The organism is Donghicola sp. XS_ASV15, assembly GCF_041224595.1.
Lineage (GTDB): Bacteria > Pseudomonadota > Alphaproteobacteria > Rhodobacterales > Rhodobacteraceae > Donghicola.
The window spans coordinates 1-7,368 of sequence record NZ_JBGFGN010000136.1 but is presented as its reverse complement, the minus strand read 5'-3'; the positions used below and the strand labels follow the sequence as shown (position 1 = coordinate 7,368).

6 protein-coding genes are annotated in these 7,368 nt (G+C 56.4%); 5 read left to right on the top strand and 1 reads right to left on the bottom strand.

Going from position 1 to position 7,368, the window contains the following annotated elements; all coding sequences use genetic code 11:
• Positions 1 to 165 precede the first annotated feature (165 nt).
• On the top strand, positions 166 to 615 hold the full coding sequence (locus AB9K37_RS11380) for an endonuclease/exonuclease/phosphatase family protein (RefSeq protein ID WP_369838613.1): 450 nt from the start codon (positions 166 to 168) through the stop codon (positions 613 to 615).
• Here AB9K37_RS11380 and AB9K37_RS11375 read toward each other — a convergent pair.
• The gene (locus tag AB9K37_RS11375) at positions 603 to 1,388 is read right to left on the bottom strand and encodes an IclR family transcriptional regulator (RefSeq protein ID WP_369838610.1); all 786 of its coding nucleotides are present in this window, start codon (positions 1,386 to 1,388) and stop codon (positions 603 to 605) included. The two genes, AB9K37_RS11380 and AB9K37_RS11375, sit on opposite strands and share 13 nt — an antisense overlap.
• A 98-nt stretch (positions 1,389 to 1,486) precedes the next feature.
• On the opposite strand from AB9K37_RS11375, the gene AB9K37_RS11370 reads away from it, so the two are divergent.
• The 4 genes from AB9K37_RS11370 to AB9K37_RS11355 all read left to right on the top strand — a co-directional run bounded on the left by AB9K37_RS11370 (position 1,487) and on the right by AB9K37_RS11355 (position 7,235).
• The gene (locus AB9K37_RS11370) at positions 1,487 to 3,616 is read left to right on the top strand and encodes a malate synthase G (RefSeq protein ID WP_369838608.1); all 2,130 of its coding nucleotides are present in this window, start codon (positions 1,487 to 1,489) and stop codon (positions 3,614 to 3,616) included.
• A 12-nt stretch (positions 3,617 to 3,628) separates the two neighbouring features.
• Positions 3,629 to 4,045 carry a heme-binding protein gene (locus tag AB9K37_RS11365; RefSeq protein ID WP_369838605.1) on the top strand — a complete coding sequence of 139 codons (417 nt, stop codon included), beginning with the start codon at positions 3,629 to 3,631 and terminating at the stop codon, positions 4,043 to 4,045.
• A gap of 518 nt (positions 4,046 to 4,563) precedes the next feature.
• Complete coding sequence (locus AB9K37_RS11360; RefSeq protein ID WP_369838602.1) at positions 4,564 to 6,291, top strand: M10 family metallopeptidase; 1,728 nt, start codon at positions 4,564 to 4,566, stop codon at positions 6,289 to 6,291.
• Between the two features lie 131 nt (positions 6,292 to 6,422).
• The gene (locus AB9K37_RS11355; RefSeq protein WP_369838600.1) at positions 6,423 to 7,235 is read left to right on the top strand and encodes a hypothetical protein; all 813 of its coding nucleotides are present in this window, start codon (positions 6,423 to 6,425) and stop codon (positions 7,233 to 7,235) included.
• Positions 7,236 to 7,368 lie beyond the last annotated feature (133 nt).

The window sequence follows — 7,368 nt, the reverse complement described above, 5'->3', positions numbered from 1 at the left end:
CAAACCGCCAGCCGCTACATGATGGTCGAGGCATTCGCTCAGATCGACAACGAGGAGACAGACCCAATTCTCAGCATAAAAGCCGCCTGATCATGACCTCAGGCCACCCGACAAATTACACCACCTTGACGGACGTGACCTGCTTTTCCCGAAACCTACAAACGGATGCGCCATACCTGTGAAGTCGGCGGCTACCCCTATTTCGCGTCGTGGGTAAAACTCAAGGTTCTGGCGACGGGCCAGACCTTGCGTGTCGTGAATATGCACCTTGATTACTGCAACCAAAAGAACCGTAGGAAATCAGCTGAATTGATCAGCAAGCACATCGACCCATGGATCGCGGATGGTGAACATGTCGTGCTCATGGGCGACTTCAATTCTTGGGACGGAATGCGACCGCTTTGCGTTTTGGCACGCCGTGGTTTGAATATTCCCAAGATCGCCGGGTCCACCTTCCACTTCAATCGTGGGCTTCACTTGTTTGCAGCCATTGATCATATGGGGTTTTCGGAGAACATCCGAGTGGGCACCTCGCCCGTGGTGGTGCGCGAAAAGTTCCTCGGTGAATACCCTTCTGATCACTACCCCTTGCTCGCTGATGTCTATTTGGACTGAGAGGGCGGTGTGCCCCCCAGTTGTTGGGTCAAGTCGTCCGCGGCTTTCCGAATTTGACGCCCAATGGAATCGAGACGTGCGTCGGTGATGCGGGCCGCCAGACCGCTGACACTGATGGCACACACCGCCTCTCCTTGCGGGGACCAGACCTCGGCGGCAACGCAACGCAGACCAGTCACGTGTTCTTCGTCATCCAAAGCGTAGCGACGCTCGCGCGTTTGCCGGATGTCGTCGAAAACCTCATCCATTGATCGCAAGCTTTTCGAGGTCATCGGTGGCAAGCCAGCGCGTTCTGCAAGCGCCTTAATGTCTTCATCTGTCCACGTGGCGACGATCGCTTTGCCCATCCCGCTGCAGAACACGGGCACTTGCCCGCCGGGATTTGAGATAGCGCGCATGATCTCTCGGCTCTCGACTTGACTGATAGTGACGAGCTGGTTGCCATCGAGGATGCCCAAATTGGCCGTTTCACGTGTAACATCTCGGAGTCGCTTGAGAAAAGGCAGCGCAGGCGCCACAAAGTTCCGCCGCCGACCAAAGGCGGAACCAACGGCATATGCCTCTCTGCCCACATGCCACAGTGTTGTCTCTGGCTCGAATTGCGCAAAGCCATGTTGTTCGAGCGTGGTCAGCAATCTGTGGGCGGTCGATACAGCCAAGCCCGTGGTCCGCGCCAGATCAGAAACCCGCACCCCATCATCCGAGCGCGCTAATTCCTGCAGCAAGATTAGAGCGCGGCTAACTGACTGGACACCATCTTTGGGGCTTTTCATTTTCGACCTCGTGTTTTCCACATTGTGAAAAACCTTTTTCCATTTGTCACGCATTTCGAGACAGCGCGCTATCTGTCCTCTCAGAAATGGAGGACGCCATGACCAATTATGTTGAGCGCCAAGGTCTGCAGGTGGCCGCACCGCTGGCCGCACTGATCGAAGAGCAAGTGCTGTTGAACGTGACCCCCGACGTGTTCTGGTCGGGCTATGCGCAGATGCTGCGTGACCTGATGCCCAAGAACGCCGCACTTTTGGCCAAGCGCGATGATCTGCAGCAGCAGATTGATGCTTGGCACAAAGAGCGTCAGGGCCAGACGATCGATGCAGCTGAATATCAGTCGTTCCTGAAAGAGATTGGCTATCTCGTGGATGAACCCGCGCCGTTCACCGTGGATACCCAGAACGTTGACCCTGAAATCGCAACCATCGCCGGACCGCAGCTGGTTGTTCCTGTGATGAATGCACGCTTTGCCCTGAACGCGGCCAACGCACGCTGGGGCTCGCTCTATGATGCGCTGTATGGCACCGACGCGATCGAAGGCCAGCCCGAGGGCAAAGGCTATGATGCGGCGCGCGGTGCGCAGGTCATCGCTTGGGCGCGTGCGCATCTAGACAAAGCGACCCCGCTGGCAAATGGCTCTTGGGCTGACGTTCAGGCACTTGAGGTGCGCGATGGTGCGCTGGTGGCCACAGTCGGCGGTGCTGAAACCGCTCTGGCTGATCCCGCAAAGCTGGCTGGTTACAACGAGCGCGGCAACGTGTTCCTGCGCCAGAATGGTCTGCTGATCGAGATCGTGATCGACCCTAACTCGACCATCGGCAAGGACGACCCAGCAGGTATCTCTGATATCCGTCTGGAAAGTGCTCTGACCGCCATTCAAGACTGCGAAGATTCGGTTGCGGCCGTGGATGCCGAGGACAAGTGCGTTGCCTACGCCAACTGGCTGGGGCTGATGAAAGGCGACTTGGCAGAAAGCTTTGAAAAGGGCGGTAAGCAACTGACCCGCACGCTGAACCCTGACGTCACCTACCTGACGCCCGAGGGCAAGCCTGCCATCCATCCCGGCCGTGCTCTGCTGCTGGTCCGGAACGTGGGCCACCTGATGACTACCGACGCAGTGCTGCTGGATGGTCAAGAAACCCCCGAGGGCATGCTGGACGCCGCAGTGACTGTGGCCGCCGCGATGCACGATCTGGCGAAATCCGCCAACAACAACTCGCGTGCAGGATCAGTTTACGTCGTGAAGCCCAAGATGCACGGCCCCGAAGAGGTGGCTTTTGCCAACGAGATGTATGGCCGCGTCGAAGATATCCTTGGTCTGGCGCGCAACACCGTGAAACTTGGCGTGATGGACGAAGAGCGCCGTACCTCGGCGAACCTTTTGGCCTGTATCAAAGAAGTCAAAGAGCGCTGCGTATTCATCAACACTGGCTTCCTTGACCGGACTGGCGACGAAATCCACACCTCGATGTATGCGGGCCCTGTGATCCCGAAGGGTGAAATGAAGGATGCCATTTGGCTGACCGCTTATGAGGCCGGGAACGTGGACGCGGGCCTAACCGCTGGCATGGACGGCAAGGGCCAAATCGGCAAAGGCATGTGGGCCAAGCCCGACGCGATGGCCGAAATGCTGGAGGTCAAAATCGGCCACCCCAAAGCCGGTGCAAACACCGCATGGGTTCCCAGCCCCACGGCTGCGACTTTGCATGCGACCCATTACCATCAGGTGAATGTGGCTTCCTTGCAAGAAGAGCTGAAAGGTCGCGAGAAGGCCAGCCGCGATGCGCTGCTCACCCCGCCGCTGATGATTGGCCGCAACCTGTCCGATGCCGAAGTTACCCGCGAACTGGACAATTCGTGTCAGTCGATCCTTGGCTACGTTGTGCGCTGGGTCGACATGGGAATCGGCTGCTCCAAGGTGCCGGACATCAACGACGTTGGCCTGATGGAAGACCGCGCAACCCTCCGTATCAGCTCTCAGTATTTGGCGAACTGGCTGATGCACGGCATCTGCTCGGAGCAAGAGGTTCTGGACTCGCTCAAGCGCATGGCGCTGAAGGTGGACGCTCAGAATGCAAATGATCCTGCCTACACTGCGATGGCACCTTCCTATGATGGTCCCGCGTTCAAAGCGGCCTGCGATCTGGTGTTTAAGGGGGCTGCGCAGCCTTCGGGATATACGGAGCCGCTTCTGCACGCCGCGCGCCGTGTGGCCAAAGCAAGCTAAGGAGATACGACTATGATGACCGTACAACGCTTGGATCTGGCCGACGCGACCAAGATGCTCGCTGCCGCCCGCGCCAAAGCCGAGGAGATTGGCGTGCCCATGTGCATCGCGATCACCGATGACGGCGGCAACCTGATCGCGTTCGAACGCATGGACGGTGGCAAAGTCACCAGCACCACTATCGCGATCGACAAGAGCTTTACCGCGTCGGGTGCCAAGAAGGCGACCCACGAATACGGAGCGATTAGCCAGCCCGAGGGCCCGACCCACGGCATTAACAGCGCCATTGGCGGTCGCTTAATGGTTGTTGGTGGTGGCCTTCCGGTGATGTTCGAAGGCGCTTGTGTCGGGGGAATCGGTGTCAGTTCGGGTACGCCCGCGCAGGATATGGAGGTCGCTCAGGCGGGAATCACTGCGCTCGAGCTTTGACTTGAGCCTCCAGAAAAGTAGAGACAATTTTACGGCTCCCCATCGGGGAGCCGTTTCTTTTTGCCCCGACAAAAAACGGCGCATGCCTCATTTTCCACGATTTTTTGGCAAAATTTGTAATTTTAAATTAACAAAACACCTGCCTTAGGGTCGTAAAATGTGACCTATGGGATGGGTCGATAATGCCTAGGAATATAGGGATACGTTCCAACTGAGAGCGCATGCCATGTCATGATAGGTCGTCCGCTCAAACGTGAAAATAACGGTAAAAGGTCTGCCATAATTGGCAGAAAAACCTAGGCAAATGGGGAGGGGGTGTCCGAATGAAACCCCAAAATAGCCTTTAAAACAAAGGCCTTGCCATTGGTCCGTCCAAAATAAACCGTAAGCTTTGGTAGAGTAGAAAGAGGGACATCCTTCTTTGCAACCAAGCCAAAACTCGGACCAAGGACGCCATGTGCACCATCTGCAATGAATTCAGACCACAAGCCGCGGACTGCGACTTTGCACCTACTAGCTTGACCGTAGCAGATGCAGATGTCGCGTCTGATAGTGTAAGTACTTCCACCGACTCTTCCGAGGAGGGCGCCAAGCCTGTCGAGGGTACGTTGGATGAACTGGCTGACTATCTGATCGAAGGATACTGGTCCGGCAACGGAGCGCCGCAGAGATCTTTTGCAGCGACCTCTTCGACGACCGTCATCACAGTTGATCTCACAGATTTGACGAGCGAAGGTCAGCAACTCGCCCGCTGGGCCTTCGAGATGTGGGAGATGGTCGCGGACATCCAGTTTGTCGAAACCACCGATACCGCAGATATTACCTTCTCCGACGATTATTCCGGTGCTTACTGCAACACCAACTACTACGGCGAGACAATCACGAGCGCTTTCGTGAATGTCTCAGAAAGTTGGCTGGGTTCGTACGGCACAACGATCGATAGCTATTCCTTCAGCACCTACGTCCACGAGATCGGTCACGCTCTGGGGCTTGGGCACATGGGCGATTACAACGGCTATGCGTCATACAATAGACACGCCGTCTTTTCGAACGACAGCTACCAAGTCTCGGTGATGTCTTACTTTAGCCAGACAGAGAACCCAACGGTTTCGGCCGACTACGCGGATCCGATCACGGCGATGATGGCTGACATTCTGGCAATTCAGACCATCTACGGAGAGGCGAGCAGCTCTTCTGCGACAGCAGGGGATACGGTCTACGGGGTTGGCTCCACCCTCGACAACGTTCTAGGTGATTTGCTGGAAATTGCGGTCACGGGTCAAAGCACCAGCAACTACAGCGGTGATCCGGTTGCTGTGACGCTGTATGACCACTCTGGAACGGATACGATCGACTTCAGCTCGCTCTCGACGGCAGACAATATTGATCTGGCGCAGGAGAGTTTCTCCGATGTCGCGGGCTACGAGGGCATCATGGCGATCGCGCGTGGGACCATTATCGAGAATGCGTATTCCGGCGGCGGCAATGATACCTTGTCCGGGAACGGAGCCGACAACGAGCTGAACACTGGACTCGGAAGCGACCGTGCCTACGGCCGTGGGGGCAATGATACCCTACTTGGAGAGGACGGAAACGACCGACTCTTTGGCGGGTCGGGCGAGGACGTGCTCAGCGGCGGGACCGGAGATGATTCGTTGATCGGGAACGGTCAGAACGACATCCTCTATGGCGGCTCGGGTGATGACACTTTGAAGGGCGGTAGCGGCAAGGATTCCCTTTTTGGCGACGAAGGCGCGGACTTCCTCTCGGGGAATGGAAAGCGTGACAAACTGTATGGCAGCGATGGCGATGATGTGTTGCTTGGCGGCGGGGGCGGTGACCGGCTCTTTGGCGGTGCGGGAAATGACTTGCTCTATGGCAACAAAGGGAAAGACTACCTTGCTGGCGGAGAGGGCAACGACACACTGAAAGGTGGCGTACATAACGATACGCTCGCTGGAGGGATGGATGACGATGTCCTGAGTGGAGGCAAAGGAGCGGACACATTCGTTTTCGAAGCGGCTGATGGTAATGATGTGATTACCGATTTCTCTGCCAAAGATGGGGATACTCTGCAGTTGTCAGCCGATCTCTGGACGGACGGAGCGGATGAAGAATTCGACCTGTCGTCTTACGTCAGCGTGTCGGACGGCGATGCGCTCATCAGAACGGACAGCGGCGATAGCCTCACACTCGAAGGAGTCACAAGCATCGAGGCCGTACTCGGCAACTCTCAGATTATCTGAGCGCATTGACTGCGTAGCTCTGCGCGTTGCTGGATTTCCAAGCGCATCGCGGTTAGTCAAAGAGCAGGGCCCGCCAATGGATTTTGTGGCGGGCGCTCTCTTGATAGATGGCCGCGAGGATTTACGCGTATATGCAATTTGTCATTTTCATCGGTCCGCACAAAGTCGGGTCGAGCCAGCTTCAGGACTTTCTCTACCGGAACTATGTGCGTCTGATTCAGTCGGGATTGCTCTATCCGATGATCGAGGCTGAAGGTCTGTCGTTCATGGTTTCCAAGGCAATCATTGGCGACATCGACGATATTCCCCTGCCTGTGAACGCCCGCGAGGCGCACAATGCATTCGCCTACAAGATGATCTCTGAAGTGGACGAAAACCGTTTCGTTCCTGCCAAGCACATGGGATTGCCGCGGACCCGACAAATGTTTCGGGCGATCAAGAAACAGATTGAATTCGTACAGCCCGAGGCAGTCATCCTCGCTTCAGAGGTCTTTTCCACCTTTGGTGTGATCAGCCCTAGGCTGATCCAGACGCTGCTTGACGAGTTCCCTGACGCACACTTTCGCGTCATCGCCAACCTTCGTCGGGTCGATAACTATTTGGCAAGTTGGCATGGAGAGCGGCTCAAGGCTGGGGAGCGTCTTCACCCTTTGGGTCGCGGTGGTCTGCAGTCCTATTATGACACCACGCATTTTGACTACAGCCAGATTCTAGAGCCTTGGGTGAATGCCATGCCCGAGGCGGACTTCGTCTTGCGTGATTTTTCTGCGGTCAGGGCCAGTGGCACGATCGCTGATTTCAAAGAGCAATCCTGTCTGAATTTCCCCCAGAACCTTACGACCCCTGCGCCGTTGAACCCCAGTATGCATCGCGCGGTGCAGGAAATTGCCCGTCGAGGCAATGCGCAACTTATGCCGGAAGTGGCAGAGAGCCTAAGAGTGTGAACGGCGGAGCAATACTCGGCCACGGTAGCGACGGCATAGTGTTGTCGCGGGCGGCGTAAAAGTCGTCCACTTTTGCCCTTTCGGATTTCGGGAGGGCTTGGGGATATACACCGTGGACTTGTATTTGAAGGTG